Annotated in this window: 24 protein-coding genes; 8 read left to right on the top strand and 16 right to left on the bottom strand. The window is 62.0% G+C overall.

Annotated features, from left to right (window positions below; translation table 11 throughout):
* The first annotated feature begins 222 nt into the window (after window positions 1-222).
* Both ompR and UIA24_RS05810 read left to right on the top strand, forming a co-directional pair.
* Window positions 223-963: an osmolarity response regulator transcription factor OmpR gene (ompR, locus tag UIA24_RS05815; RefSeq protein ID WP_065760099.1), complete on the top strand. Its 741-nt coding sequence runs from the start codon at window positions 223-225 to the stop codon at window positions 961-963.
* 127 nt (window positions 964-1,090) lie between these two features.
* Complete coding sequence (locus UIA24_RS05810; RefSeq protein WP_065760100.1) at window positions 1,091-2,404, top strand: ATP-binding protein; 1,314 nt, start codon at window positions 1,091-1,093, stop codon at window positions 2,402-2,404.
* Here UIA24_RS05810 and rimK read toward each other — a convergent pair.
* Both rimK and rimB read right to left on the bottom strand, forming a co-directional pair.
* Complete coding sequence (rimK, locus tag UIA24_RS05805) at window positions 2,401-3,306, bottom strand: 30S ribosomal protein S6--L-glutamate ligase (RefSeq protein WP_065760101.1); 906 nt, start codon at window positions 3,304-3,306, stop codon at window positions 2,401-2,403. The genes UIA24_RS05810 and rimK overlap by 4 nt on opposite strands.
* Window positions 3,303-3,785: a retropepsin-like aspartic endopeptidase RimB gene (gene rimB, locus UIA24_RS05800; protein WP_102052454.1), complete on the bottom strand. Its 483-nt coding sequence runs from the start codon at window positions 3,783-3,785 to the stop codon at window positions 3,303-3,305. The genes rimK and rimB overlap by 4 nt, the downstream gene beginning before the upstream one ends.
* A gap of 110 nt (window positions 3,786-3,895) precedes the next feature.
* Here rimB and UIA24_RS05795 point away from each other — a divergent pair, with 110 nt between their 5' ends.
* The 4 genes from UIA24_RS05795 to UIA24_RS05780 all read left to right on the top strand — a co-directional run bounded on the left by UIA24_RS05795 (window position 3,896) and on the right by UIA24_RS05780 (window position 8,204).
* Window positions 3,896-4,297: an RNA-binding S4 domain-containing protein gene (locus UIA24_RS05795; protein WP_330522399.1), complete on the top strand. Its 402-nt coding sequence runs from the start codon at window positions 3,896-3,898 to the stop codon at window positions 4,295-4,297.
* Window positions 4,298-4,547: 250 nt separating this feature from the next.
* Entirely contained in the window at window positions 4,548-5,450 is a 903-nt protein-coding gene (gene hslO / locus UIA24_RS05790) for an Hsp33 family molecular chaperone HslO (RefSeq protein WP_065760104.1), read from the top strand.
* Between the two features lie 179 nt (window positions 5,451-5,629).
* Window positions 5,630-7,174 (top strand): phosphoenolpyruvate carboxykinase, encoded by a 1,545-nt coding sequence (locus UIA24_RS05785; protein WP_065760105.1) that lies wholly within the window; start codon window positions 5,630-5,632, stop codon window positions 7,172-7,174.
* A gap of 604 nt (window positions 7,175-7,778) precedes the next feature.
* Window positions 7,779-8,204, top strand: a complete 426-nt coding sequence (locus tag UIA24_RS05780; protein WP_330522397.1) for an acyl-CoA thioesterase — start codon at window positions 7,779-7,781, stop codon at window positions 8,202-8,204.
* Window positions 8,205-8,206: 2 nt separating this feature from the next.
* On the opposite strand, the gene UIA24_RS05775 is transcribed toward UIA24_RS05780, so the two are convergent.
* From UIA24_RS05775 to yrfG, 7 genes are all read right to left on the bottom strand, one after another.
* The gene (locus tag UIA24_RS05775) at window positions 8,207-8,863 is read right to left on the bottom strand and encodes a response regulator transcription factor (protein ID WP_330522396.1); all 657 of its coding nucleotides are present in this window, start codon (window positions 8,861-8,863) and stop codon (window positions 8,207-8,209) included.
* A gap of 123 nt (window positions 8,864-8,986) precedes the next feature.
* Window positions 8,987-9,847 (bottom strand): CheR family methyltransferase, encoded by an 861-nt coding sequence (locus UIA24_RS05770; RefSeq protein ID WP_083199865.1) that lies wholly within the window; start codon window positions 9,845-9,847, stop codon window positions 8,987-8,989.
* A gap of 281 nt (window positions 9,848-10,128) precedes the next feature.
* Window positions 10,129-10,620 (bottom strand): glycine zipper domain-containing protein, encoded by a 492-nt coding sequence (locus tag UIA24_RS05765; RefSeq protein ID WP_330522395.1) that lies wholly within the window; start codon window positions 10,618-10,620, stop codon window positions 10,129-10,131.
* A 205-nt stretch (window positions 10,621-10,825) separates the two neighbouring features.
* Window positions 10,826-13,156, bottom strand: a complete 2,331-nt coding sequence (locus UIA24_RS05760; protein WP_442963006.1) for an FdhF/YdeP family oxidoreductase — start codon at window positions 13,154-13,156, stop codon at window positions 10,826-10,828.
* A gap of 2 nt (window positions 13,157-13,158) precedes the next feature.
* Entirely contained in the window at window positions 13,159-13,992 is an 834-nt protein-coding gene (gene fdhD / locus UIA24_RS05755) for a formate dehydrogenase accessory sulfurtransferase FdhD (protein ID WP_330522393.1), read from the bottom strand.
* A 94-nt stretch (window positions 13,993-14,086) separates the two neighbouring features.
* Window positions 14,087-14,974 carry a LysR family transcriptional regulator gene (locus tag UIA24_RS05750; protein ID WP_102053657.1) on the bottom strand — a complete coding sequence of 296 codons (888 nt, stop codon included), beginning with the start codon at window positions 14,972-14,974 and terminating at the stop codon, window positions 14,087-14,089.
* Between the two features lie 33 nt (window positions 14,975-15,007).
* Window positions 15,008-15,673, bottom strand: a complete 666-nt coding sequence (gene yrfG / locus UIA24_RS05745) for a GMP/IMP nucleotidase (protein ID WP_065761084.1) — start codon at window positions 15,671-15,673, stop codon at window positions 15,008-15,010.
* Between the two features lie 80 nt (window positions 15,674-15,753).
* Between yrfG and nudE the strand changes: the two genes are divergently transcribed.
* Together nudE and cysQ are read left to right on the top strand one after the other, a co-directional pair.
* Window positions 15,754-16,320 carry an ADP compounds hydrolase NudE gene (gene nudE, locus UIA24_RS05740; RefSeq protein ID WP_065761083.1) on the top strand — a complete coding sequence of 189 codons (567 nt, stop codon included), beginning with the start codon at window positions 15,754-15,756 and terminating at the stop codon, window positions 16,318-16,320.
* Window positions 16,317-17,153, top strand: a complete 837-nt coding sequence (gene cysQ, locus UIA24_RS05735) for a 3'(2'),5'-bisphosphate nucleotidase CysQ (RefSeq protein ID WP_330522392.1) — start codon at window positions 16,317-16,319, stop codon at window positions 17,151-17,153. The genes nudE and cysQ overlap by 4 nt, the downstream gene beginning before the upstream one ends.
* On the opposite strand, the gene UIA24_RS05730 is transcribed toward cysQ, so the two are convergent.
* From UIA24_RS05730 to rfbB, 7 genes are read right to left on the bottom strand one after another with little or no spacing between them, the layout of a single operon-like run.
* Entirely contained in the window at window positions 17,142-17,597 is a 456-nt protein-coding gene (locus UIA24_RS05730; protein ID WP_065761081.1) for a YiiD C-terminal domain-containing protein, read from the bottom strand. The genes cysQ and UIA24_RS05730 overlap by 12 nt on opposite strands.
* Entirely contained in the window at window positions 17,594-19,009 is a 1,416-nt protein-coding gene (locus UIA24_RS05725; protein WP_102053660.1) for a sigma-54-dependent transcriptional regulator, read from the bottom strand. The genes UIA24_RS05730 and UIA24_RS05725 overlap by 4 nt, the downstream gene beginning before the upstream one ends.
* The gene (locus UIA24_RS05720) at window positions 19,006-20,820 is read right to left on the bottom strand and encodes a sensor histidine kinase (RefSeq protein ID WP_102053661.1); all 1,815 of its coding nucleotides are present in this window, start codon (window positions 20,818-20,820) and stop codon (window positions 19,006-19,008) included. Before UIA24_RS05720 ends, UIA24_RS05725 begins: the two co-directional genes overlap by 4 nt.
* Window positions 20,821-20,855: 35 nt before the next feature.
* Entirely contained in the window at window positions 20,856-21,731 is an 876-nt protein-coding gene (gene rfbD, locus UIA24_RS05715; RefSeq protein ID WP_330522391.1) for a dTDP-4-dehydrorhamnose reductase, read from the bottom strand.
* The gene (gene rfbC, locus UIA24_RS05710; protein WP_330522390.1) at window positions 21,728-22,273 is read right to left on the bottom strand and encodes a dTDP-4-dehydrorhamnose 3,5-epimerase; all 546 of its coding nucleotides are present in this window, start codon (window positions 22,271-22,273) and stop codon (window positions 21,728-21,730) included. Before rfbC ends, rfbD begins: the two co-directional genes overlap by 4 nt.
* Complete coding sequence (gene rfbA / locus UIA24_RS05705; protein WP_099776200.1) at window positions 22,264-23,145, bottom strand: glucose-1-phosphate thymidylyltransferase RfbA; 882 nt, start codon at window positions 23,143-23,145, stop codon at window positions 22,264-22,266. The genes rfbC and rfbA overlap by 10 nt, the downstream gene beginning before the upstream one ends.
* On the bottom strand, window positions 23,142-24,224 hold the full coding sequence (gene rfbB / locus UIA24_RS05700) for a dTDP-glucose 4,6-dehydratase (protein WP_102053664.1): 1,083 nt from the start codon (window positions 24,222-24,224) through the stop codon (window positions 23,142-23,144). Before rfbB ends, rfbA begins: the two co-directional genes overlap by 4 nt.
* Window positions 24,225-24,239: the final 15 nt, after the last annotated feature.

Genomic DNA, 24,239 nt, shown 5'->3' with positions numbered 1-24,239 from the left:
CCTGACAAATTGTGAATGCGGGGGCCGCAGGCCGACGCGGGGCGCGGGCGGCAGTGGATCAAAGGCGCGCATTATACCCGCCACATCCGGCTTGCGGTGATAGCAGCAGGCCAGCCTGGCGCCGGGTCCGACTGGCATCGGGGGAAAAATCTGCTAACAATGCACACGTCACGGCCCGTGGCGGCTAGGCCATAATGCTTGCCGAGATTAAAGGAGCGACCTATGAGCAGCACTGCACAAACCGCTGAAGGCGAGAAAATCCTCATCGTCGATGACGATCCGGGGCTGAGCAGCCTGCTGGAGCGTTTTTTCACCAGCAAGGGCTTCCGTGCCCGCGCTGTACCGAATGTCGAACAGATGGACCGCCTGCTGGCCCGTGAAGTCTTCAATCTGGTCGTGCTTGATCTGATGCTGCCGGGCGAGGATGGCCTCTCGGCCTGTCGCCGTCTGCGGGCGGCGAACAACCAGGTCCCGATCATCATGCTGACCGCCAAGGGTGACGAGCTGAGCCGGATCAAGGGCCTGGAACTGGGCGCCGACGATTACCTGGCCAAGCCGTTCAACCCCGACGAACTGGTGGCACGGGTCAAGGCCGTGCTGCGCCGCCAGGCGCCTTCGGTGCCAGGTGCGCCGGGCACTGAAGACGAGACCGTCACTTTTGGCGACTACGAACTGTCGCTGGCCACCCGCGAGCTCAAGCGTGGCGACGAAGTACACATGCTCACCACCGGTGAATTCGCCGTACTCAAGGCACTGGTCATGCACGCCCGTGAGCCGCTCACCCGTGACAAGCTGATGAACCTGGCCCGAGGGCGTGAATGGGATGCGCTGGAGCGCTCCATCGACGTACAGATTTCGCGCCTGCGGCGCATGATCGAGCCCGACCCGTCCAAACCGCGCTACATCCAGACCGTTTGGGGTGTTGGTTATGTGTTCGTACCGGACGGCAACGCCGGCAAGTAACGTTTCGGTTGTAGACGTGCGTCACAGGAAGCGGGGCTACCTTAACGGTGCCCTGCTTTTTGCTTGTGTCGAGGTCCGCAAAGCCTGCGAGCCATGCTCGCTCCTGCAAGGTGTGTAGCTGTTGTCCATGAAAACGCCGCTGTGGTTCCCGCAAAGCTTCTTCGCCCGCACCCTTTGGCTGGTGCTGATCGTTGTGCTGTTTTCCAAGGCGCTGACCTTGGTTTACCTGCTGATGAACGAAGATGTGCTTGTCGATCGCCAGTACAGCCATGGCGTGGCCTTGACCTTGCGCGCCTATTGGGCCGCCGACGAGGCGGACCGTGAAAAAATCGCCGAAGCCGCTGGCCTGATCCGGGTGGTCGGTACCGGTGTGCCTGAGGGTGAGCAGCATTGGCCCTACAGTGAGATTTATCAGCGGCAGATGCAGGCCGAACTGGGCGCCGACACCGAGGTTCGCTTGCGTATCCATGCCCCTCCGGCCCTGTGGGTGCGCGCACCGAGCCTGGGCGATGGCTGGCTGAAAGTGCCGCTGTACCCGCACCCGCTGCGCGGCCAGAAAATCTGGAGCGTGCTGGGGTGGTTCCTGGCCATTGGCTTGCTGTCCACGGCCTCGGCCTGGATCTTCGTGCGTCAGCTCAATCAGCCGCTCAAACGTCTGGTGTTCGCGGCCCGGCAGTTGGGGCAGGGGCGTAGCGTGCGTTTGCCGATCAGTGATACGCCCAGCGAGATGACCGAAGTGTATCGGGCGTTCAACCAGATGGCCGAGGATGTCGAACAGGCCGGGCGCGAGCGTGAGTTGATGCTGGCCGGTGTTTCCCATGACTTGCGTACGCCCTTGACCCGGCTGCGCCTGTCACTGTCGTTGATGAGCAATGACAGTGAGCTGACTGACGGCATGGTGCGCGACATCGAGGACATGGACGCCATTCTCGACCAGTTCCTGGCCTTTATCCGTGATGGCCGTGACGAGCCCGTGGAGGAGGTCGACCTCAGCGATCTGGTGCGTGAGGTGGTGGCACCCTTCAATCAGCCGGAAGAGCGGGTGCGCCTGTGCCTGGAGCCGATTCCGCCGTTCCCGCTGCGTCGGGTTTCGCTCAAGCGCATGTTGAACAACCTGATTGGCAACGCGCTGTATCACGCCGGCAAGGGCGTCGAAGTGGCTGCCTATGTCTCGGGTGACAGCAGTGCGCCCTATGTGGTGCTGAGCGTGCTGGACCGTGGTACGGGTATTGATCCAAGCGAGCTGGAGGGCATCTTCAACCCGTTCATTCGCGGCGACCGTGCCCGCAGTGGCAAAGGCACCGGGCTGGGCCTGGCGATCGTCAAGCGCATCGCGGCCCAGCACGGTGGCAATGTCGAGCTGCGCAACCGCTCCGGTGGCGGCCTTGAAGCACGGGTGCGTCTGCCCCTGGGCTTGTTGCTGCCCAGGGACGCGGTTTAGCCCTTACCCTTGGTGCGGGTCAGGTGCGGCCCGCCATTCTTCTCCAGGTGTTCGATGATCATCCCGGCAACGTCCTTGCCGGTGGTGACCTCAATGCCTTCCAGGCCGGGCGAGGAGTTCACCTCCATCACCAGCGGGCCATGGTTGGAGCGCAGGATATCCACACCGGCTACCGACAGGCCCATCACCTTGGCGGCACGGATGGCGGTCATGCGCTCTTCCGGGGTGATCTTGATCAGGCTGGCGGTACCTCCGCGATGTAGGTTCGAGCGGAACTCCCCCGGCTTGGCCTGGCGTTTCATCGAGGCGATGACCTTGTCGCCGACCACGAAGCAACGGATGTCGGCACCGCCGGCCTCCTTGATGTACTCCTGGACCATGATGTTCTGCTTCAGGCCCATGAAGGCCTCGATCACCGATTCGGCGGCCTTGGTGGTTTCGCACAACACCACGCCAATGCCTTGGGTGCCCTCGAGGACCTTGATCACCAGTGGCGCGCCATTGACCATCTGGATCAGGTCGGGAATGTCATCCGGCGAGTGGGCGAAACCGGTGATGGGCAGGCCGACACCACGCCGCGACAGCAACTGTAGCGAGCGCAGCTTGTCCCGCGAGCGGGCGATGGCCACCGACTCATTGAGCGGAAACACGCCCATCATTTCAAACTGACGCAGCACCGCGCAGCCGTAGAAGGTCACCGAGGCCCCGATGCGTGGAATGACCGCATCGAAACCCTCAAGTGGTTTGCCACGGTAGTGGATTTGCGGTTTGTGGCTGGCGATATTCATGTAGGCGCGCAGCGTGTCGATCACGACCATCTCATGGCCGCGTTGGGTACCGGCTTCGACCAGACGACGAGTGGAATACAGACGCGGGTTTCGCGACAGCACAGCGATCTTCATGCAACACCTGTGGAAGGGGTGGGGGAGGCCGGGAAGGCCGGCTTGTCCTGAACATACTTGAGCCCGGGGTTGACCACCAATTGGCCGTCAACCAGGGCCTTGGAACCCAGCAGCAGGCGATAGCGCATCGCCTTGCGGCACGCCAGGGTGAACTCCACCTCCCAGACTCGGTCGCCGAGTGCCAGGGTAGTGCGGATCACATAGCGGATCTGGGCCTGACCGTTGGAGCTTTTAATGGTTTTCATCGCCACCAATGGCGCTTCACAGCGTCGATGGCGCAACTGCACCACCGAACCCAGGTGGGCGTTGAAACGGACCCAGCGCTGGCCGTCGCGCTCGAACGGTTCGATCTCGGTAGCATGCAGGCTTGAAGTGCTGGCACCGGTGTCGATTTTCGCACGCAGGCCGGCTACCCCGAGGTCGGGTAGCGCCACCCACTCGCGTAGACCGATCACGGTTAAATGGTCAAAAGTCTTCAAATTGCTAAACCTGCTCAAATGATCGGTGAACTGTAAGCACGCCGCGTACTTTTTGCATCCGCCAGTTACGGTAGTACAGTTCGATTGCAGATTGCGATCGAGGACATGAGATGGCACAAAAGCCCGAAGAAGACGACAAGGTTCGCTTGGACAAATGGTTGTGGGCGGCACGTTTCTACAAGACCCGAGCGTTGGCCAAGGCGGCCATCGAGAGTGGCAAGGTGCATTGCCGAGGTGAGCGCTGCAAGCCGGGCAAGGAGCCACGGATAGGCGATGAGTTCGTCTTGCGCACCGGTTTCGACGAACGCACTGTCGTGGTCAAGGCATTGTCGGTGGTGCGCCGTGGTGCCCCCGAAGCCCAGGCGCTGTACGAGGAAACAGCGCAGAGTATTGCCCGCCGTGAACAGGCGGCGGCCATGCGCAAAGCGGGCGCGCTGGGTGTGACCACCGATGGGCGGCCGACCAAGAAGCAGCGGCGCCAGCTTCACCAGTTCCACGACACGGGTCATTGAGCGTTTGCGTGGTCGGCATTGCCATTCGTCGAAAGGCCGGCAGAGGCACTGGTCAAAAGGCCATAAGCGGAAACAGAGTAGGTGGGGTTGCAGCGTGTCGGTGTGAACCCGCCTTGCTTCGCTTGGATCAGTGGCCGATTGCCCATAAAATACCCGGTTCAAGCAGCACACCGTGGTACCCGCAGGTGCCCTGACGCGGCCTTTGATGGCCAGCCCATTTATTTTGTCACCTCTTAGAAAGCCAGAACTCATGCACGATTTGCCCGATACCGACTACACCCAACGCTTCATCTTCGACGAAAGCGATGTTCGCGGTGAGCTGGTTGCGCTCGAGCGTAGTTACGCCGAAGTGCTGGCCAAGCACACCTATCCGGAGCCCGTCGCGCAACTGCTCGGGGAGCTGATGGCGGCAGCGGCGCTGCTGGTTGGCACGCTGAAATTTGATGGCCTGCTGATTCTTCAGGCACGCTCTGAAGGCCCGGTTCCATTGTTGATGGTTGAGTGCTCCAGCGAGCGCGAAATCCGCGGCCTGGCGCGTTACGATGCAGACCAGATAGGCGATACGGCGACGCTGAGCGAACTGATGCCGGACGGCGTACTCGCACTGACCGTCGACCCTACCAACGGCCAGCGTTACCAGGGCCTGGTAGACCTGGACGGGGAGGACCTGTCGCAGTGCTTCACCAACTACTTCGTCATGTCCCAGCAGGTTGGCACGCGCTTCTGGCTCAAGGCCGATGGCAAAAACGCCCGTGGCATGTTGCTTCAACAACTGCCTGCCGATCGCCAGAAAGATGAAGACGATCGCGCCGCCAGCTGGCAGCACGTCACTGCCCTGGCCAGCACCCTGAGTGATGAAGAACTGCTTGGCCTGAACAACGAAACCATCCTTCACCGCCTCTACCACGAAGAGGCTGTGCGCCTGTTCGACATCCAGCCGCTGCGCTTCCGTTGCAGTTGCTCGCGCGAACGTTCGGGCAATGCACTGGTCAGCCTGGGTCAGGAAGATGCGCAGCAACTGCTGGCCGAGCATGGCGGTCATATCGAGATCGATTGCCAGTTCTGCAACGAACGCTACCGGTTCGATGCTTCTGATGTGGCGCAATTGTTCGTGGGTGCGGGTGTTGAGGCACCGTCAGATACTCGTCACTGAAACGTTTAACCTCAGGTAAATCTCCTGTCGAATGGCGGAAAAGCGCCGTTCTGACAGGAGGGCTCTACTTTTTTTGGGCGTTTCTGGCATAATCCGGCCACTTTTTTCGCTGTAGTAGTTTAAAAAGTTCTACTACAAAACGTTTGGAGCACTCGGCCTCAGGCCGGATGGGGAATCTCATGACGCAAGCCAACAACGCCGTGTACACCGATCTGAGTGTCGACGAGCTGGTACAAGAAGCCCTGAACCGCGGTGAAGGTGAGCTGGCCGATACTGGCGCCCTCGTCGTGAAAACCGGTCATCGCACCGGTCGTTCGCCGGTTGACCGTTTCATCGTAGAAGAACCAACCACTCAGGACGCTATTGCCTGGGGCCCGATCAACCGCAAGTTCCCGGCCGACAAGTTCGATGCCCTCTGGAACCGCGTCGAGGCCTACGTCAACGAGCGCGAGCATTTCGTTTCCCACGTGCATGTCGGTTCCGACGAAGCCCACTACCTGGCGGTCAAGATGACCACCGAGACGGCTTGGCACAACCTGTTTGGCCGTTGCCTGTTCATCAACCCGGAAACCTACAATCCGGGCGCCAAGCAGGAATGGCAGATCATCAACGCGCCGAATTTCGTCTGCGAACCTGAGCGTGATGGCACCAACTCCGACGGCACCGTGATCATCAACTTCGCCGCCAAAAAGGTGCTGATCGCAGGCATGCGTTACGCCGGCGAGATGAAGAAAGCGATGTTCTCGGTACAGAACTTCCTGCTGCCAGCGGCCGACGTGCTGCCAATGCACTGCGCTGCCAACATGGGCGAAGAGGGCGATGTGACCCTGTTCTTCGGCCTGTCCGGCACTGGTAAAACCACCCTGTCGGCTGACGAAAGCCGTTACCTGATCGGTGACGACGAGCACGGCTGGGGCGAAGGCGTGGTGTTCAACATCGAAGGCGGTTGCTATGCCAAGTGCATCGACCTGTCCGAGAAGAACGAGCCAGTCATCTGGAAAGCGATCCAGCATGGTGCTGTTCTGGAGAACGTGGTCATCGACCCGGTCACCAAGAAAGCCGACTACGCGGACGACAGTCTGACCCAGAACAGCCGTGCGGCCTACCCGCGCGAACTGATCGAGAAGCGTGCACCGAAAAACCTCGGCGGCGAGCCAAACGCGGTCATCTTCCTGACCTGCGACCTGACCGGCGTACTGCCGCCAGTGTCGATCCTCAGCGAAGAGCAGGCGGCCTACCACTTCCTGTCGGGTTACACCGCACTGGTTGGCTCCACCGAAATGGGTTCGGGTTCCGGCATCAAGTCGACCTTCTCCACCTGCTTCGGCGCTCCGTTCTTCCCGCGTCCTGCCGGTGAATACGCTGAGCTGCTGATCAAGCGTATCCGTGGCTTCAACTCCAAGGTCTACCTGGTCAACACTGGCTGGACCGGTGGTGGCTACGGCGTTGGCAAGCGTTTCAACATCCCGACCACCCGTGCGGTGATCGCGGCGATCCAGAGCGGTGCGCTGATCGGTGCTGAAACCGAACACCTGGACATCATCAACCTGGACGTGCCGAAGGCCGTTGAAGGCGTTGAAACCGTTCTGCTCAACCCACGTAACACCTGGGCTGACAAGGCCGCGTACGATGAAGCAGCCAAAGGCCTGGCCAAGCTGTTCATCGAGAACTTCAAGAAGTTCGACGTTTCCGATGCCATCAAGAACGCCGGCCCACAACTGTAAGTTGTCGCCAGCGCACTGACGAACCCCCGCTTTTTAGCGGGGGTTTGTTTTTTAAGCCTAAAACATTCTGGCGTTGATCTCTGTGTGTGTTGGCTTGCCAATGATGCAGGCCTGCGTACCCACTGACACCGCGCCAATACCATCGCAGGCAAGCCTGCATCCCACAGAAAAGCAGTGTACTGCGCGGACCCCTGTGGGAGTTGGCTTGCCAATGATGCAGGCACTGCGTACCCACTGACACCGCGCCGATACCATCGCAGGCAAGCCAGCTCCCACAGAAAAGCAGTCTACTGCGCGGCCCCCTGTGGGAGTTGGCTTGCCAACGATGCGGGCGCTGCGTACCCACTGACACCGCGCCGATACCATCGCAGGCAAGCCTGCTCCCACAGAAAAGCAGTGTGCTGCGCGGCCCCCTGTGGGAGTTGGCTTGCCAACGATGCAGGCGCCGCGTACTTGCTGGCACCGAGTTGATGCCATTGCAGGCAAGCTTGTTCCTACAGGAAATGCGGCGTTCTGCGCGGACCCTGTGGGAGTTGGCTTGCCAACGATGCGGGCACCGCGCACTCTCTAACACTTTGTCGATGCCATCATCAGGAGGGATCGTATGTCCGAGACGGTTCAGCGTGATCATTACCCTCATTTTCACCCTGTTCAGACGCGCTGGCAGGACGTCGATGCACAGGGGCATATCGCCGGTGCAATGGTTTATGCGTTCTTTGACAGTGCGCTGCAGGCATACTTGATCGAACGTGCCGAACTGGACCCACAAGACGGCGAAGTGGTGGGTTTTGTCGTGAGTTCGTCCTGCGATTTCTTCGCTTCGGCAGCGTTCCCCGAGGTGTTGGCGGTTGGCGTGCGGGTTAGCCGCCTGGCCGGTAGTAGCGTCGAATACGCGGTGGCGTTGTTCAAGGCCAATGACTCGCAAGCCTGCGCGGTAGGGCGCGTGGTACAGGTGTTCGTTGAGCGTGCTACAGGTCGCCCGGCAAGCTTGCCGGAGCGCTTGCAGGCGGCCTTGCAGGCGCTCCAGTAGGCTCAGTCGTTCAGGCGAATGATGCCTTCGCGTACGGCAAACAGCACCAGGCCCGGCACGTCGTGGATCTGCAGGCGGTGCATGATCTGCGAGCGATGGGCCTCAATGGTCTTGATGCTCAGGCCCAGGCCTTCGGCAATCGAGCGGGTCGACTCACCACGGGCAATCAGCCGAAGGATTTCCAGTTGGCGGGTGGTCAGTTGTGTCGTGGTGCCTATCGTCGGGCGCTTGCGGCTGTGTTTCACCGCCTGTTCGATCACCAGCGGCAGTACGGTGGCGGACAGGTACTGACTGCCGCTTCTTAGGGCATGCAGTGCCGACTCAAGTTCCGGCACGGTTGCGCTCTTGAGCAGGAAGCCGTGGGCGCCGTGTTGCAGGCATTTCATCACGAACTCCAGCTCTGAGCGGGACGATAGGATCAGTACGCGGCTCGACGGTACGCGCAGTTGCAGTTCGCCCAGAACCTCCTCGCTGTCGAATGCGTGCTGGAGCATGTCCAGCACGATGATGTTCGGCTTCAGTTGTTCAGCCAACGTGATGGCCTTCAGGCCGTCGCCAGCCTCCCCAACGATGACATAGTCTTTTTTTTGTTCGAGCAATGCCCTCAGACCTGCTCTGAAGAGGGGCGAGTCATCGACAAGGAGTATTCGGCAAAGCATGGGTTCGAGCCTGTTTCGCAAGGGATGAGGAGCGACAGGTTTGCTCGGTCCATGTGAGCGCTGTCGCGGTGCTGCGCCATCAGTGTCGGTGTCGCGCCTGGGTGGCCTGCCGTGAGTGTGCAGTCATAAGCGTTCGAATACGGAAGGTAGTATCGGGCGAAGGGGAAGCGCCAGTTCGTGGATGCTCTCAGCGTGCCCGATAAACAGCAGGCCACCAGGGTGCAGGCGAGCCACTATGTCCTTGAGCAGGCTCGGCTTGTGCTCGCTGTCGACGTACATCAACAGGTTGCGCAGAAAGATGGCGTGGAAATGGCCCAGGTCGTCGGGCAATGGGTGGATCAGGTTGATGGTCTTGAGGGTTAGCCGTTGGCGCAAGCATGCACTCATGCGCAGGCGCCCGACCATCTGACCAATGCCACACAGGCCATGACGCTCTAGCCAGCCTTCAGGAAAATAGCGGGCCTGGGCAATATCGTAGATACCTGCTTGGGCAAGCGACAGCATGCGTGTACTGACATCGCTGGCCAGTACTTCCCAGTGATCGGTGGCGGCATGTTCGCTGGCGACCATGGCCAGGCTGTAGGCCTCTTCACCGGACGAGCAGGCGGCACTCCAGAGGCGCACCGGGCCTTGGTGTTTCGCTAACCATTGGCCGAGGTACTCGAAGTGACGGTGCTCGCGAAAGAAGTAGGTTTCCTTGGCAACCAGCAGGTCGATGGCCAGGCTGCGCTCAGCCTGATAATGAGGCTGTTCGAGTAACTGAAGGTAGTCGCGGTAGGTGTCCAGGCGGTGGTGGCGCAGGCGCTGATTCAGGCGGGCGGCGATCAGTGCGCGCTTGTCGTCGGTGATGACGACGCCGCAGCTTTGATGCACGAGTGTCTGCAACTGCTGGAACTCGGTAGGGTCGGGTAACGCCGGTTTGAAGTTTGCCAACCCTTTAGTGGCGACAAGCGTTCGGCTTTCAGCGTCATTACCTATCCGCATTCCTTGCGTCCTGCCTGATCTGAGGACGTTGGATGATAGCGCCCAGCCCTGTTTGCCCATATCAGGACTCCCCTTAAGCCGTTGGTATCGGGCAAGGTCGGGCTAGAGGGGTATGCGGTGGGTTGGGGCGTTCCGGCCGCTTGGCGGGTGTTCTGCAACGCACCCGGAGCGTGAGCTCCGGGTCGATGCCGACGGATCGCCAGGGAAGCGAACCGTTAGGTATTTGGCTTAAGCCAGTGACGTGATAGCGGTGTGCCTTTAGGCCGTTGTCGCGGCGGCTATCAGTCGTCGTGGCGCCAGTGACGGTGCTTGCGCTGGCCGTAGTGATGGCCACGGTCATGGTAGTAACGACGGTCGTCGTAGTCGCGCCCGCGGTAACCACGTCCACGGTAGTCACGGTCTTCTTCGTCGGCTTCTCTGCCCATGTAGTTACCCAGCGCGCCACCGGCACCGCCACCGGCGGCTGCACCGATCAGGCTGCCTGTGGTGCCGCCCATGCTGCGACCCACCACGTTACCGCCGGCAGCGCCCAGTGCGCCCCCGATGGCGGCTTCGCCGCGGCTGTGTTTGTTCGCGCCAACAGCACCACCGGCTGCACCACCGAGGCCCGCACCGATCGCAGAGCCGGTGCTGCCGCCAATCGACTGGCCGACGACCGAACCCAATACCCCACCCAATGCGCCGCCAATACCGGCTTCGGTGGTGCCGCCTGCCGAGGCAACGCCACTGAGCAGGCCGAGGGACAACAAGAGAATCGAGGAGTACTTCTTCATCTAAGAGAGCCTCAGAGGGATGACGAGGCGATCCTGAGGCTCTGGGATGGGGCTGGCAACGGAAATCCGACGAGTAACACGACTTGTGCACAAATCGATAAGTTACTGTTTTTTAGCTGAAACTTTCTCGAATTTCGCGTGTCTGAGCTACTTCGGGAAAGGCCCTGGCAGTGTTGTCAGGGCCTTTTTTGTGGGCGTAAACCGGTCAGATGATTCGTGCCGTCTCGCTGGCTGCGAGCAGCTTGATCGCGATGAATTTCGAGGTGGGCGTGTGGCTGTCATCGCCGACGCTCTCCAGCGGCACCAGTGGGTTCACCTCGGGGTAATAGGCTGCTGCCTGCCCGGCGGGGATGTCGAAGGCGAGCAGGGTGAAGCCTTTGACCCGACGCTCACGCTCATCGCTCCAGAGCGACACGATATCCACCTTCTGCCCCGGACGGAAGCCCAGGCGAATGATGTCGGCCTCGTTGGCGAACAACACATCGCGTTGGCCTTTCACACCGCGGTAGCGGTCGTCCAGACCATAGATCGTGGTGTTGTACTGATCGTGCGAGCGCATCGACTGCATGATCAGGTCCGGTACCTGGCCACTGGCGCGAACACATTCATGCAACAAGTCATCGGGCAGGGCGTTGGCCTTGAAATTGGCCTTGCCACTGGCGGTATTCCATTGGCGCTGGCTGGCGCTGTTGCCCAGGTAGAAACCGCCGGGGTGCGCCAGGCGCTGGTTGAAATCCTCGAACCCCGGGATGGTCTGGCTGATCAGCTCGCGGATGCGTGCGTAATCGGCCACCAGCCAGTGCCAGTCCACCGGCTGCGCGCCGAGGGTGGCCGCAGCGATGCCGGCGATGACCGCAGGCTCCGAGCGCATCTGCCGCGACAACGGCTGCAGTTGGCCATTGGAGGCATGCACCATGCTGAACGAATCTTCTACCGTGACCGCTTGGGCGCCTTCGGCCTGCAGGTCGATGTCAGTGCGTCCCAGGCATGGCAGGATCAGCGCGTCCTTGCCGTGGATCAGATGGCTGCGGTTGAGCTTGGTGCTGATCTGCACGGTCAGTGCGCAGTTGCGCAGGGCCTGGGCGGTGCGCTCGGTGTCTGGTGTGGCTTGGGCGAAGTTGCCGCCCAAGCCGATGAACACCTTGGCCTGGCCGGCGAGCATTGCGCCAATGGCTTCGACAGTGTTGTGGCCGTTGTGCCGAGGCACCTTGAAACCGAAGCGCTTTTCCAGCGCGTCGAGCAACGCCACCGGTGGGCGCTCGTTGATGCCCATGGTGCGGTCGCCCTGCACATTGCTGTGGCCACGCACCGGGCACAGGCCAGCACCCGGTACACCAAGGTTGCCGCGCAGCAGCATCAGGTTGGCGATTTCCTGAATGGTTGCCACTGAATGTCGGTGCTGTGTGATGCCCATGGCCCAGCACATGATGACCTTGCCAGCCTTGCAGTACATCTGCGCCGCCTGTTCGATCTCGGCAAGGCTCAGGCCCGACTGTGCCTCGATCTGTTCCCAGGGCGTGGCCTCGACCGTTGCCAGGTAGTCGTCGACACCGGCGCTGTGTTGCGCGATGAAGGCGTGGTCGAACACCGCTGGTGCACCGCTGGCCTGGGCTTCGCGCTCCCACTGCAACAGGTACTTGGCCATGCCGCGCAGTACTGCCATGTCGCCGCCCAGGGCCGGACGGAAGTACGCCGTGTTGGTTGGACGGTCACCGTTGGTGAGCATCTCCAAGGGGTGCTGCGGGTGCTGGAAACGCTCCAGGCCGCGTTCCTTGAGCGGGTTGATGCAGACGACCTGAGCCCCCCGCTTGACCGCTTCGCGCAGCGGCTCAAGCATCCGGGGGTGGTTAGTGCCTGGGTTCTGGCCCCAGACGAAGATCGCCTCGGCATGCTCGAAATCGTCGAAGGTCACCGTGCCTTTGCCGACGCCGACACTTTGCCCCAATGCCACACCGCTGGCTTCATGGCACATGTTCGAGCAGTCTGGAAAGTTGTTGGTGCCGTAGGCACGAACGAACAGCTGGTAGAGAAATGCCGCTTCGTTGCTGGCGCGGCCGGAGGTGTAGAACTCGGCCTGATCCGGGCTTGCCAGGTTCTGCAGGTGTCGGGCGATCAGGGCGAAGGCGGCCTCCCAGCTGATGGGCTGGTAGCGGTCGGTTGTGGGGTTGTAGCTCATCGGTTCGGTGAGCCGGCCCTGGTACTCAAGCCAGTAATCGCTTTGCTGCAGCAGCGAGGTGACGCTGTGGCGGGCGAAGAACGCAGCATCGACCCGGCGTTTGGTCGCTTCCCAGTTCACTGCCTTGGCGCCGTTCTCGCAGAACTTGACCATGCCGCTTTCCGGCGAGTCACCCCAGGCGCAGCCTGGGCAGTCGAGGCCGCCATTCTGGTTGGTCTTGAGCAACGCACGGATGTTTTTCAGCGCGTTGTCACTGCCAATCCAGGCTTGTGCCACGCTGCGCAGTGCGCCCCAGCCACCTGCGGCGCCGCGGTAAGGCTTGTAGCGTGGAACAGGTTTCTGGTCGACTTGATGGGGCAGGTTCACGTTCGGTTCTCCCGCGCAGGGCTGTAGACCCGCGGCGCACTACGTTGTGGCAGGTGAATAAGGTTGAGGTTGTGTTGGCGGGCCCATTGCAGGGCCAGGCCGGTCGGAGCAGACAGGCTGACCAGCGTCTGGATGCCGGCACGCAGCACCTTCTGGATCAGCTCCAGGCTGCAGCGGCTGGTGACAATGGCCAGGCCACCCTTGGTGGCGATGCGTTGGCGTACAAGGGCCCCGATCAGTTTGTCGAGGGCGTTGTGCCGACCAATATCTTCGCGGCCCAACAGCAGTTCGCCGTTGGCGTCCATGAACAGTGCGGCATGCACCGCGCCACAGTGTTGGCCCAGCGGCTGGAAGGCACTGATGCGCTGGCGCAGGTCGACCAGCCAGGCGGCCGGTGGCAAGGGTGCGCCGGGCAATACCTTGAGCTCGGGCAGCGCCTGCTCCAATGCCTCGACTCCACACAGGCCGCAACCGCTGGTACCGGCCAGTTGCCGACGTTGGTTCTTGAGGTTCCAGAACGCCCGGCTGGCGATCTCCACCTCCGCGTGCAGGGCTGAGCCGCTGCCGCTGAGCGTGATGTCATAAATCTCGCTGGCCTCGGCGATGCCGCTACCGATGCTGAAGCCAACGATGAAGTCTTCAAGGTCGGTGGGGCTGACCAGCATGACCGCCTGGCTGATGCCGTTATAGGCAATCGCCAGAGCCATTTCCTCGGCCAGTGCGGTGTAGGTCGGCGTGCTGTCTTCGAGGTCGTGGAACGCGTAGTCGTTGCTGGCCGCTGGCGTCACCAGCTCAGTGGTCGCCGCGCAAGTGGGGCGTTTTAGGGTCATGGCACAGGTACCGGCGGCTGATCAGTCTTAAGCCTAGGCCTGCGCTCAGGTATCGTCTAATCGCTAATACTGATGCCGTGATAGAGCGGGTCGATCAAACCTCGTCCTGCATGTGGCGGTACTCGTTGAAGCAGGCCTCGGCCAAGGCCGAACGCGGTGCGCTGCGGCGCATGATCAGGCCCAGCGGTGCCAGGGTGCTTGCTTGCTCGATGGGCTGCAGGCGCAGGCGCTCGGTCAAGGCTTCCAGGCCGGTGGCCAGCGGCATGATTGCACAACACAGGCCACCGTTCACCGCTTGTACCAGTTGATGCACGGCATCGGTCTGCAGCAGCGGTTGCGGGTTCAGGCCACGGCTGTGGAAGTTGTGGTCGATTGACTGACGAAAGTGCATGCCAGCGGTGAGCAGGCCCAAAGGCAGTTCGGTCAATGCCTGCCAACTGAGGGGCTGATCGTCGAAATTGAAGTACGCCGGGTCATACAGCAGGCCCATGCGTGTGTCGCCCAGCGCCAGGGACTCGAAACGTTCGTTATCCAGCCGTTCGAGGTACGACACGCCGAGGTCAAGCCGGTTACTCGCCAACTGCTCCAGAATCTGCTCGGAGCTGAGTGCGCTCAGTTCAAAGCACAGTTGAGGATGCTGGCTGTGCAGGCGCTGCAGCAGTGGCAGCGGGTCGAAGCTCGACAGCGGCACCACGCCCAGGCGCAGGGTACCGACCAGATGCCCACGGCAGGCAGCCGCTTCGGCGTACAAGCCATCGTAGGCGGCCAGTACCGAACGGGCCCAGGCCAGCACCCGTTCACCCTGGGCGGTGAACCCCTCGAAGCGCTGACCACGATTGACCAGGGCCAAACCCAGTTCCTGCTCCAGGTTGCGCAGGCGCATCGACAGGGTTGGCTGGGTTACATGGCACAACGCGGCCGCTTGGCCGAAGTGGCGGGTTTCATCCAGGGCGATCAGGAATTTCAGCTGTTTGATGTCCATCGGCGCTCCACGGCACAGGGCAGGCGAGGCATTCTAACCGAGCCCTTCGAGCAACGTCCGATAGTCGTCCAGTGCCGCGAACTCCTGGGTGTCCCGTGGGCCTTTGCGGCTGTCGGGCTGACGCACCGCAAGCAGGTGTGCAACACCAAAAGACTGGGCGCTGCGCAGGATCGCCAAGGTGTCGTCGATGAACAGGCTGCGCGCCGGGTCGAAGTTGATGTCGGCCTGCAGGGCACTCCAGAACTGCGGGTCTTCCTTGGGAAAACCGTAGTCATGGGAGCTGATCAGGCGCTCGAAATACGGCGCCAGTGCCACCCGTTCCAGTTTCACCGAGAGCGAATCGCGGTGGGCGTTGGTGATCAGCACCACCCGCTTGCCGGCATCGCGGATGGCCGCAAGGAACACGTCGGCATCCGGGCGCAGGGCGATCAGGTTCGCGGTTTCCAGCTTCAGTTCGCGAATCGGCAGGTTCAGCTCTGCACTCCAGAAATCCAGGCAGTACCAGTTCAGCGAGCCGGCGTTCTTTTCAAACAACGGCTGCAGTTCCAGTTCGGCCATGGCCCGGCTCACCCCATGCAGTTCGGCATAGCGCTGCGGCAGGTGTTCGAGCCAGAAGTGGTTGTCGTAATGCAGGTCGAGCAGGGTGCCGTCCATATCGAGTAGAACGGTATCGATGTCGCGCCAGTTCAGGGCAGGCATGAAAGATTCTCGGTCAGTCGGGCGCAGTGGCCGGGCAAGCCACGGTATAGTACCGCGTTCACGCCAAGGAGCCGCCACCCATGCGCCAGAAACCCACAGTCCTTGCTCGCGAGATTGTCGCCAGCAGCCGTCTATTTCGTGTCGAAGCGGTGCAACTGCGCTTTGCCAACGGTGCCGAGCGCACCTATGAGCGATTAGTCGGGCGCGGCAACGGGTATGGTGCGGTGATGATCGTGGCGATGCTCGATGCCGAACACGCGGTGTTGGTTGAGGAGTACTGCGGCGGCACCGACGAGTACGAACTGTCGTTGCCCAAGGGCCTGATCGAACCGGGCGAAGACGTGTTGGCTGCGGCCGACCGTGAGCTCAAGGAAGAGGCCGGCTTCGGTGCCCGGCAACTGGAGCACCTGACCGAACTGTCGTTGTCGCCGGGCTACATGAGCCAGAAAATCCAGGTGGTGCTGGCCAGCGACCTCTATGAAGAGCGCCTTGAGGGCGATGAGCCGGAGCCGATGCGGGTTGATAAGGTTAACCTGCGTGATCTGGCCTCGCTGGCACAGCATCCGCAGTTTTCCGAAGGGCGAGCGCTGGCGGCGTTGTACCTGGCGCGCGACCTGCTGACCCAGCGTGGGGTATTTGTCCCATGAGCGAATTGAACCTGAACGCGATGATAGCTGAGGTCGTCGATCTGGCCCGTCTGGCAGGGGATGCCATTCTGCCGTTCTGGCGGGTCAATGTTGCGGTGACTGCCAAGGCTGATGCCTCGCCGGTGACGGCTGCGGATATGGCCGCGCATCAAGTGATTGCCAGTGGGCTACAAGCGCTGGCCCCGGAGATTCCGGTGCTGTCCGAAGAGGATTGCGATATTCCCTTGAGCAAACGTCAGACCTGGCAGCGCTGGTGGCTGGTCGACCCGCTGGACGGTACCAAGGAATTCATCGCAGGCAGCGAAGAATTCACCGTCAACATCGCACTGATTGAACAGGGGCAAGTGCTGTTCGGTGTGGTCGCCATGCCGACCAGTGGCCGCTGCTATTTCGGTGGTAAAGCGCTCGGCGCCTGGCGCTCCGAACGCGGAGGCGAGGCGGAGCCGATTCAGGTTCGTCTGGCGCCACCGGCGGGTGAAAGCTTTACCGTGGTCGCCAGTCGCCGTCATACCAGCCCACAGCAGGAACACTTGTTGGCAGGGCTCAGCGGCACGCTGGGCGAGTTGCAACTGGCCAATATCGGCAGTTCGTTGAAGTTCTGCCTGCTGGCTGAGGGCAGCGCGGATTGTTACCCGCGCCTGGCGCCGACCTCGCAGTGGGATACGGCAGCAGCCCAAGGAGTGCTGGAGGGCGCCGGTGGTGAAGTCTTGGGCCTCGATGGCCAGGTCTTCAGCTACCCGCCACGTGAATCGTTACTCAATGCGTTTTTCCTGGCGTTGCCGGCCGCTGCGGCGTGGCGCAACGACCTGCTCAAGCTCGCCTCAGCGATGTAACACGTACTGCCCGCTGAAACGCACGGCATCCTCTTCGCTGCCGGCGTTGCGAACCTGGGTGTTCAGGTTCAGGCGGGCCCGGCCATAGCGCTGGTAAGTGGCGATGAACTTGTTCCAGACCTTCTCATCAGGCGCCTCGCATTGAGCGATGGCTGCACCGGTGACGGGCACTGGATAGTTGATCTGACCTTCCTGAATGACGATATGGCCGTCGTCGATGCCGGCCTCGCGCAAGCGCATGTGCAACCAGCCCCAACCGACCAGCACGGCGGCGCAATACAGGCTGCCGCCAAACATGGTGCTCTTGTGATTGACGTTGGCGGCCAGCGGCAACTGCAGGCGCAGGCGCTGTTGTTGCCAATCAAGTACCTGCAAGCCCATTTCCCGGGTAAGGGGAATGTCGTGGTGCAGGAGGGCTTCCAGGTACTGGTTGTCGGTGGTCACGGGCGGTTCTCCTCAAGATCATCAGTGCCGCTGCTGTGGCTGTCGGCGAAATTCAGGCCATGCTTGCGCAACTTGTCGTGCAGGGTTTTGCGCGGGATACCCAGGGCCTCGGCCAGGCTGCGCAGTGAGCTGTGCGAACGGGCCAGCTCGGCGGCGATCAGCGAGCGCTCGAAGTGCTCGACCTGCTCACTCAAATTGCCGCTGCCCAGCACCGGGTTGGCGGCCAGCGGTTCGCTGTGGCTGTCGCCGTCCAGGGCCAGCTCAAGGCCAAGGGCGAAACGTTCCGCCGCGTTCTGCAGTTCGCGCACGTTGCCTGGCCAGGCATGGCGCATGAGCAGGGCGCGCTGCGCCGGTTGCAGGGCATGGCCGGGCAGGCCGTGGCGCTGGCTGGCCGCGTCGGCAAAATGCTGGAACAACAGCAAAATGTCTTCGCCGCGTTCGCGCAGCGGTGGAATACGCAGCGGCGCGACGTTCAGGCGGTAGTACAGGTCGGCCCGGAAGCGGCCCTGATCGGCGGCCTGGCGCAGGTCTTCCTTGGTGGCTGCGATGACCCGGATATCCAGCGGAATCTGCTGGTTGCCGCCCAGGCGCTCGACCACTCGTTCTTGCAGCAGGCGCAGCAACTTGACCTGAACATCCAGGCTCATGCTCTCGATTTCGTCGAGGAACAGTGTGCCGCCGTTGGCGAACTCGAATTTGCCAATCCGGCGTTTCTGCGCCCCGGTGAAGGCGCCGGGTTCATGGCCGAACAGCTCGCTCTCGACCACCGACTCTGCCAGCGCGCCGGCATTGATCGCCACGAACGGGCCGTCGCGGCGGCTCGACAGGTCGTGCAGGGCACGGGCGACGACTTCCTTGCCTGCGCCGGTTTCGCCGAGGATCAATACGTCGGCGCGGGTCGGGGCCAGCGCGCCAATCTGCTCACGCAGGCGCAGCATCGGTGCCGATTGCCCGACCAGCCGGGCGCTCAATGCCTGGCGATCGCTGAGGGCCAGGCGCAGGCTGCGGTTGTCCAGTATCAGGCGGCGCAGGGCCAAGGCCCGGCGCACGCTGTCGAGCAGGGCATCGCTGGCGAAGGGTTTTTCCAGAAAATCGTAGGCGCCGGCACGCATGGCCTGGACGGCCAACGGTACGTCGCCGTGGCCGGTAATCAGCAGCACAGGTAACTCCGGGTCCTGCCCATGCAACTGTTCGAGCAGTTGCAGGCCGTCGATGCCTGGCATGCGAATATCGCTTACGACTACCCCCGGCCAATCGGCTTCGATACGTTGGGCCAAGCCTTGGGCATCGCTCAGGGACATGACCTTGAGGCCGGCGAGGTCGAGGGTCTGGCTCAGCGCCTGACGCAAGTGCGGGTCGTCATCGACCAGAATCACCTGTGTGCGGCTATCGATGAGCGGCTCGGTCGTCATGCCGATGGATCCTCCGAGGTTTGCAGGTTGGCGCCGGGTTTGGCTACGCGCAGTTTCAGGGTCAGCAGTGCGCCACCCTCAGGGTGGTTGGCCAGCAGCAGTTCGCCACCCAGCGCACGCATCAAGGTATCGCAGATCGCCAGCCCCAGGCCAAGGCCCTGGGTACGGGTCTTGGTGGTGAAGAACGGTTCACGGGCACGGGCCATGGCTTCGCTGCTGAACCCTGGGCCGTTGTCGCGAATGTACAGGTAGACGTTGTCGTCCTTGCGTTCGGCACTTAGCCACAGCTTGCGCGGGTTGGCCTTCTCGGTCAGCGCGTCGAGGGCGTTGGCCAGCAGGTTGCCGAGCACCTGGCGCAAGCGGGTTTCACCGGCCTGTACCCACAGGGTGGCCTCTGGCAGGTCACGCACCAGTTCCACGGCCATTGCCCGGCGCCGTTTGGCCAGCAGGGCCAGGGCATCGTCCAGGGCCGGTTGCAGGGCCACGCTCTCGGGGGCGTGCCGGTCGCGCCGGGCAAAGGCGCGCAGGTGGGCGATGATCGAGGCCATGCGCCCGGTCAGTTCAGCGATCAGCTTGAGGTTGCTGCGGGCTTCTTCGGTGCGCTGATGGTCGAGCAGGATCTCAGCGTTCTCGGCATAACTGCGGATGGCCGCCAGCGGTTGATTGAGCTCATGGCTGATGCTCGCCGACATCGTGCCGAGCACCGACAACTTGCCGGCCTGAACCAGTTCATCCTGCGCACGGACCAGTTCCTGTTGCGCCTGCTCGCGCTCCAGCACTTCGTTTTTCAGGCGGCTGTTCAGACCTTCAAGGTCGGCGGTTCGCTCAATGACCCGTTGTTCCAGTTCCTGGCGGGCGCGGGCCTCGAAGGCGATTCGGTCCATGTAGTGCCGCCGCCGCTGCATGATCAGCCCAAGCAGCAGCATCAACACCAGCAGCGTGGCGCCGCCGATGGCCAGCACCGTGCGTACCGAACGGTCGATCAGGGTGCGTGGGGCAAGGATGCTCACTTGCCAGCCGGTTTCCTCGATGGTTCGGGTCTGGATCAGCCAGGCTTTGGGGTCTAGGTTCAGCGGTTGGGGCGTCAGCGTCGGGTAGGGCTGGATCGCTGCAATGGCGGCGCGCTCGGTATCGGTCAGTGGCCGGGTGGCACGGAAGCGCCAGTCCGGACGGGAGGTCAGAATAACCACGCCGTTCTGGTCGGTCAGCAGCAGTTGTTCCGGGGTTTTGCCCCAGAGCGTTTCGGTGTGGTCCAGGTCGACCTTGACCACCAGTGCGCCGATCACGCGCTCGCCATCGCGCACGGCACCTGCAAAGAAGTAACCGCGTTTGGCCGAGGTGGTGCCTTGGCCGAAAAAGCGCCCCAGGCGTCCGGTAAGGGCATCGCTGAAATACGGGCGGAAGGCAAAGTTACGGCCAACGAAGGTGTCGCGCTTGTCCCAGTTGGACGCTGCCAGGGTGTTGCCGTTGGTGTCCATCAGGTACATCACTTCGGCACCGGTCTGGGTGCTGATGTCCTTGAGCAGACGGTTGGCGTTGGTCAGGGTTTCCAGGCGCATCGGGTCCTTGAGCACCGCACGCAGGGCTGGCAGGTCACCGAGGATCTGCGGCAGGGTTTCATAACGGTGCAGGGTACCCAGCAGGTTTGCCACGTACAGGTCGAGGGTCTGGCGATTTTGCCCGGCCAGCTCGTCCTGATAGTAACGCTCGGCCAGGTGTTGCAGCGGCAAGAGCAGTGGGGCGAGGAACAAGGCCACGATGGCCAGGCTGCGCCAGCGTGGACGACGGGGAACGGTCGGGGTCATGGTCATTGCAAATGCGCCGATGGAGTCTGGCGCATTATGCGCTACTTCAGGCAGTCGATCAGTGCTTGCTGCCAGTCTGGCTGGCTGACCTGCCATTGCTGCTGCAGGCGACTGCAGTCCAGGCGCGAGTTGAGTGGGCGCTGGGCTGGTGTCGGGTACTCGCAGGTGGGGATGGGCACTAGCCGGGCACAGTGCTTGCCTTGGGCCTGGAGGTGCGCGGCGATGGCCTGGGCAAAACCGAACCAGGATGTCTCGCCTTGCGCGGTCAGGTGATAGGTGCCCCAGGCACCCGCCTGGCCAGCCTGCCAATGCTCGATCAGGGCGCGGGTGCTGCGGGCGATGGTAGCCGCCCAGGTCGGTGCGCCGATCTGATCGGCAACCACGCGCAGCTCGGGTTTTTCCTGCAGCAACCGCTGCATGGTCAGCAGGAAATTGCGCCCGTGTTGCGAGTACACCCAACTGGTGCGCAGGATCAGGTGCTGGCCAGCGACGTCACGGATTGCCTGCTCGCCAGCCAGCTTGCTGCGGCCGTAGACGCTCAGCGGGTTGGGCGTGTCGTCTTCGTTGTAGGGCGTGGCCTTGCGGCCATCGAAGACGTAGTCGGTGGAGTAGTGAATCAACGGGATGCCCAGCCGCGCGGCCTCTTCAGCGAGTACCCCGGGGGCGTGGGCGTTGACCGCAAAGGCCAGGGCTTGCTCGACTTCCGCCTGATCGACTGCGGTGTGGGCGGCGGCGTTGATGATCAGGTCCGGTGCCAATCTGCGCACTTGCTGACGGATCTGCTCCGGATGCGCCAGGTCGAGTGCATCGCGGCCTAGCACGTGCAGGGTGCCGAGCGGGGCCAACTGCAGTTGCAGTTCGCGCGCCACCTGACCGTGTTGGCCGATGATCAGCGTGTTCAATGGAGCAGCGGTCATGGAAACAGTTCTGCCTCTTTCAGCGATTTACCGGCCTGGTCCTTGGCCGACAACAGTGGTTCCTGTTGCAGTTGCCAGTCGATGGCCAGGTCCGGGTCGTCCCAGCGGATGCAGCGTTCGGCGGCCGGGTTGTAATAATCGGTGGTCTTGTAGAGGAACTCCGCACTGTCGCTCAACACCACGAAACCGTGGGCGAAGCCTTCCGGTATCCACATCTGACGTTTGTTTTCGGCAGACAAATGCACCGCGACCCAACGGCCAAAGGCTGGCGAACTGCGGCGGATATCCACGCACACATCGAGCACCTCGCCCTGTACGACCCGCACCAGTTTGCCCTGGGGGTTTTCCAGTTGGTAATGCAGGCCGCGCAGTACGCCGCGCTGTGAACGGGAATGGTTGTCCTGAACGAAGGTTGTCGTGACCCCTGTCTGCGTTTCGAAGGCCCGGGCATTGAAGCTTTCGTAGAAAAAACCGCGGGCATCGCCGAACACCTTCGGCTCCAGGATCAGTACCTCGGGCAGGTCAGTGGTGATTACTTCCATCGGTTCTCTCGGGTCAGGCTGTAGAGGTACTGGCCGTAGCCGGTCTTGCCAAAAGCGTTGGCACGTTCAAGCAGGTGCGCCTCGTCGATCCAGCCCTGCTGGAAGGCGATCTCTTCCAGGCAGGCCACTTTCAGACCCTGGCGGTGCTCAATGGTCTGCACGTATTGCGAGGCTTCCAGCAGGCTGTCGTGGGTACCGGTATCGAGCCAGGCAAAGCCACGCCCGAAGCGCTCTACGCGCAAGTCACCCCGTTTCAGGTAAGCGTTGTTGACGTCGGTGATCTCCAGCTCGCCACGGGCCGAGGGGGTAATGCCCTTGGCGATCTCGATCACGTCGTTATCGTAGAAGTACAGGCCGGTCACGGCATAGCTGGACTTGGGCTGCGTCGGCTTTTCCTCGATCGACAGGGCCTGGCCTTGTTCGTTGTACTCGATCACGCCGAAGCGCTCCGGGTCTTTGACCCAGTAACCAAACACCGTTGCACCGCTGCTGTGGCTGGCGGCGCGTTGCAGTTGTTCGGTAAACCGCTGGCCGTGGAAAATGTTGTCGCCGAGGATCAGGCACACCGAGTCGTTGCCAATGAACGCTTCGCCAATCAGGAAGGCCTGTGCCAGGCCGTCCGGCGAGGGCTGTTCGGCATAGCTGAACTGGACGCCGAACTGGCTACCGTCACCCAGCAGTTGACGGTACTGCGGCAGGTCCTGCGGGGTGGAGATGATCAGAATCTCGCGGATACCGGCCAGCATCAGTACCGAGATCGGGTAGTAGATCATCGGCTTGTCGTAGACCGGTAGCAGTTGTTTGGAAAGCCCCAGGGTAATGGGGTGCAGGCGAGTGCCGGAGCCGCCTGCCAGAACGATACCTTTGGTCATGCAATCAGGTCCTTGAAATCGCTGTTGCCCAGGCGCTGGCCTTGATAGCTGCCATCCTGAACATGTTGGCACCACTCACTGTTATCCAGGTACCACTGCACGGTCTTGCGCAGCCCGCTCTGGAAGGTTTCGGCCGGGGTCCAGCCCAGCTCACGCTGGATTTTGCTGGCGTCGATGGCGTAGCGCTGATCGTGCCCGGGACGGTCCTGGACGAAGCTGATCAGGTCGGCGTAGTGGTTTACCCCGGCCGGATGATCGGGTGCCAGTTCTTCAAGCAGGGCGCAGATGCTGCGCACCACATCGATATTCTTCTGTTCATTGTGCCCGCCGATGTTGTACGTCTCACCGACCTGACCGGCGCACAGCACCTGCAGCAGGGCGCGGGCATGGTCCTCGACGAACAGCCAGTCACGCACTTGCAGGCCGTTGCCGTAGACCGGCAGCGGTCTGCCCGCCAAGGCGTTGAGGATCGTCAGCGGAATGAGCTTTTCCGGGAACTGGAACGGCCCATAGTTGTTCGAGCAGTTGCTGAGCAGTACCGGCAAACCGTAGGTTCGGTGCCAGGCACGTACCAGATGGTCCGAGGCCGCCTTGCTGGCCGAGTAGGGCGAGCTGGGGGCGTACGGCGTGGTTTCCGTGAACAGGTCGTCCACCCCATGCAGATCGCCGTACACCTCGTCGGTGGACACATGATGGAAGCGAAAGGCTTCACGCTCGGCGGCGGGCAGCTTTGCCCAGTAAGCACGGGCGGCTTCCAGCAGGCTGTAGGTGCCGACAATGTTGGTTTCGATGAACGCGGCGGGGCCGTCGATGGAGCGGTCCACATGCGATTCGGCGGCCAGGTGCATGATCGCGTGCGGAGCAAAACGCTCCAGTACGGCGTCGACCTTGGCGCGGTCAGCGATGTCGGCCTGCACGAACTCATAACGGGTATTGGTCGCGATGCTGCTCAGCGATTCCAGATTGCCGGCATAGGTGAGCTTGTCGAGGTTGAGCACGTCATGTGTGGTGGTCTCGATCAGGTGGCGAATCAGCGCCGAACCGATGAATCCGGCACCGCCGGTAACAAGAATACGCATGTCGAGTGGCCTTTC

This window comes from Pseudomonas sp. AL 58 (assembly GCF_036348395.1).
Classification (GTDB): Bacteria; Pseudomonadota; Gammaproteobacteria; order Pseudomonadales; family Pseudomonadaceae; genus Aquipseudomonas; species Aquipseudomonas defluvii.
The sequence above is the reverse complement of the archived record's forward strand: the minus strand, read 5'-3'. Positions and strand labels throughout refer to the sequence as shown.

Bases quoted from the DNA above. Each gene is read 5' to 3' on its own strand.
- rfbA (WP_099776200.1), bottom strand. From the start codon at position 23,145: ATGACCAAAGGTATCGTTCTGGCAGGCGGCTCCGGCACTCGCCTGCAC.
- hslO (WP_065760104.1), top strand. From the start codon at position 4,548: ATGCACGATTTGCCCGATACCGACTACACCCAACGCTTCATCTTCGAC.
- UIA24_RS05770 (WP_083199865.1), bottom strand. From the start codon at position 9,847: ATGCGGATAGGTAATGACGCTGAAAGCCGAACGCTTGTCGCCACTAAA.
- rfbB (WP_102053664.1), bottom strand. From the start codon at position 24,224: ATGCGTATTCTTGTTACCGGCGGTGCCGGATTCATCGGTTCGGCGCTG.
- UIA24_RS05750 (WP_102053657.1), bottom strand. From the start codon at position 14,974: ATGGACATCAAACAGCTGAAATTCCTGATCGCCCTGGATGAAACCCGC.
- yrfG (WP_065761084.1), bottom strand. From the start codon at position 15,673: ATGCCTGCCCTGAACTGGCGCGACATCGATACCGTTCTACTCGATATG.
- fdhD (WP_330522393.1), bottom strand. From the start codon at position 13,992: ATGACCCTAAAACGCCCCACTTGCGCGGCGACCACTGAGCTGGTGACG.
- UIA24_RS05785 (WP_065760105.1), top strand. From the start codon at position 5,630: ATGACGCAAGCCAACAACGCCGTGTACACCGATCTGAGTGTCGACGAG.
- rfbC (WP_330522390.1), bottom strand. From the start codon at position 22,273: ATGGAAGTAATCACCACTGACCTGCCCGAGGTACTGATCCTGGAGCCG.
- UIA24_RS05720 (WP_102053661.1), bottom strand. From the start codon at position 20,820: ATGACCATGACCCCGACCGTTCCCCGTCGTCCACGCTGGCGCAGCCTG.
- UIA24_RS05775 (WP_330522396.1), bottom strand. From the start codon at position 8,863: ATGCTTTGCCGAATACTCCTTGTCGATGACTCGCCCCTCTTCAGAGCA.
- nudE (WP_065761083.1), top strand. From the start codon at position 15,754: ATGCGCCAGAAACCCACAGTCCTTGCTCGCGAGATTGTCGCCAGCAGC.
- UIA24_RS05725 (WP_102053660.1), bottom strand. From the start codon at position 19,009: ATGACGACCGAGCCGCTCATCGATAGCCGCACACAGGTGATTCTGGTC.
- UIA24_RS05795 (WP_330522399.1), top strand. From the start codon at position 3,896: ATGGCACAAAAGCCCGAAGAAGACGACAAGGTTCGCTTGGACAAATGG.
- ompR (WP_065760099.1), top strand. From the start codon at position 223: ATGAGCAGCACTGCACAAACCGCTGAAGGCGAGAAAATCCTCATCGTC.
- UIA24_RS05765 (WP_330522395.1), bottom strand. From the start codon at position 10,620: ATGAAGAAGTACTCCTCGATTCTCTTGTTGTCCCTCGGCCTGCTCAGT.
- rimK (WP_065760101.1), bottom strand. From the start codon at position 3,306: ATGAAGATCGCTGTGCTGTCGCGAAACCCGCGTCTGTATTCCACTCGT.
- UIA24_RS05780 (WP_330522397.1), top strand. From the start codon at position 7,779: ATGTCCGAGACGGTTCAGCGTGATCATTACCCTCATTTTCACCCTGTT.
- cysQ (WP_330522392.1), top strand. From the start codon at position 16,317: ATGAGCGAATTGAACCTGAACGCGATGATAGCTGAGGTCGTCGATCTG.
- UIA24_RS05810 (WP_065760100.1), top strand. From the start codon at position 1,091: ATGAAAACGCCGCTGTGGTTCCCGCAAAGCTTCTTCGCCCGCACCCTT.
- rfbD (WP_330522391.1), bottom strand. From the start codon at position 21,731: ATGACCGCTGCTCCATTGAACACGCTGATCATCGGCCAACACGGTCAG.